2 protein-coding genes are annotated in these 1,838 nt (G+C 68.9%); both read right to left on the bottom strand.

All coding sequences use genetic code 11. The features are described 5' to 3' along the window. Window positions 1-1,070 (bottom strand): [LysW]-lysine hydrolase (locus tag AC6CKD_RS37900; protein WP_498333972.1); only part of this gene is annotated, 1,070 nt, incomplete at its 3' end. Beyond that, window positions 1,067-1,838 (bottom strand): RimK family alpha-L-glutamate ligase (locus AC6CKD_RS37895; RefSeq protein ID WP_498333971.1); only part of this gene is annotated, 772 nt, incomplete at its 5' end. The genes AC6CKD_RS37900 and AC6CKD_RS37895, both read right to left, overlap by 4 nt.

The raw sequence follows: 1,838 nt of genomic DNA, 5'->3' as shown, positions 1-1,838 counted from the left end.
GTGGGTAGGTGTGCGAGTTCGGAGATGGCGTTGGTGAGTACGTCGATTCCGCGTAGGTATTCGGAGAGGACGATGTGTTCGTCGTCGCTGTGGTCGAGGGTGCTGTCGCCGGGGCCGTAGGTTGCCATGGGGATGTCCCAGACTTCGGCGAGGGTGTTCATGTCCGAGGTGGCGGTTTTGACCTTCAGGCGGGGCTGGGCGTGCAGTTGGCGGATGCCGGTGACCAGTGCGCGCACTACGGGGTCGGCGCGGCCGACGCGGCAGGCGGTGACCGAGTTGCGGATTTCGAGGTGGCCGGCCGTCAGGCGTTCGCGGAGGTTGCGGACGAGTGCGTCGACGTCGAATCCGGGGGGGATGCGGATGCTGAGGTCCGCGGTGGCGGTGGTCAGGTCGGCGTTGAGCTGGCAGAGCGTGGCGCCGGGCTGGTCGAACACGTCGTGGCTCGCGTCGGGGCCCAGGAGGTCGGTGAGCGCGTTCCAGCAGTCGACGGCCAGTTCGGAGGCTTTGGGTTCGGGGTTGCTGGGGTGGGTGGCGGGACACTTGACGGTGTAGCGGAGGTCGAGTTTGCCCTTGTAGCCCAGGACCACGCTGGACCAGCCGCTGGGTTCGCCGATGATCAGCGCGTCGGGCTGGTCGTGGGCGGCCCGGATGGCCATGGCGCCGCGGGAGCGCGGGGTTTCCTCCTCGACGACGCCGATGACCACGATCCGGCCGGGGAAGCCGACCGCGCCGGCCGCCGCGCAGATCATCGCCGCGAGGGGTCCCTTGGCGTCCACCGCGCCGCGGCCGTAGAGCCGGCCGTCTTGGGAGCGGACCGGGAGCTGGCCCGGGACGGTGTCCATGTGGCCCAGCAGCATCAGGGTCGGGCCCTCCCCGCGCTCGATCACACCGATGACGTTGCCGACGTCGTCGATGTGGGCGCGGAAACCGAGATCGGTCATCGCGCCGACCAAGTAGTCGCTGAGCGCGCGCTCTTGGTAGGACGGTGAGGGGATCTCCAGCATCGCGCGGAGCAGTCCGGCGGCGTACGTCTCGGTGACGTTGCCCGACGAAGTGAACGCCCAGTTCATTGTTGCGCCCGTTCCCATAGATGGCCGACGATGTGGTCCGCGACATCGACCCGGTCACCGAGCGCGGACTGGAAACCGGTGAACTCGACCCGGTGGTTGACCTCCAGGACCAGCAGCCGGCCCTCACGGTCCTCGATCAGATCGACACCGGCGATATCGGCGCCGACAGCGGCGGCCGCACCCAGAGCGAGCTTCCCGATCTCGGCCGTCACCTCGCAGGGGCGGACCTGTCCGCCCAGCGCCACATTGGTCCGCAACGATTCACCGGTGCGGTAGACGGCGCCCAGTACCTGACCGCCGACCACGATCACCCTGATGTCCCGGCCGGGCTTGTCGATCAGCTCCTGCACGTACCCCAGATGGGACTGCGGCCCGGGCAGCGCCGCCACGTACTCCAACACGGCCTCCGCCGCTGCACGGTCGTGCAGCGCGACCACCAGCCGGCCCCACGAGCCGACCAGCGGCTTGATCAGAGCCGGATACCCGATGGAATCCACAGCCTCCAGCGCGGCCTGCGACGTCAGACCCAGCGCGGTCCGCGGTGTCGCCACACCGGCCGCCTCCAAAGCCATGGTGGTACGCCACTTGTCGCCGCACACCTCGGTCGCGTCCGCGCTGTTGACCACCTCGACTCCCGCCGCGGCCAGACAACGCGCCGTATACACCGCGCGGACCTGACCGATCTCCCGGTTCAGCGCGCAATTCCACGGCAGACCACGCCCGCCGGCCACGAACCACTGACGCCGCGTATCAACATGATCGAAACGG

It is taken from the genome of Streptomyces sp. GQ60 (assembly GCF_059758875.1).
The sequence above is the reverse complement of the archived record's forward strand: the minus strand, read 5'-3'. Positions and strand labels throughout refer to the sequence as shown.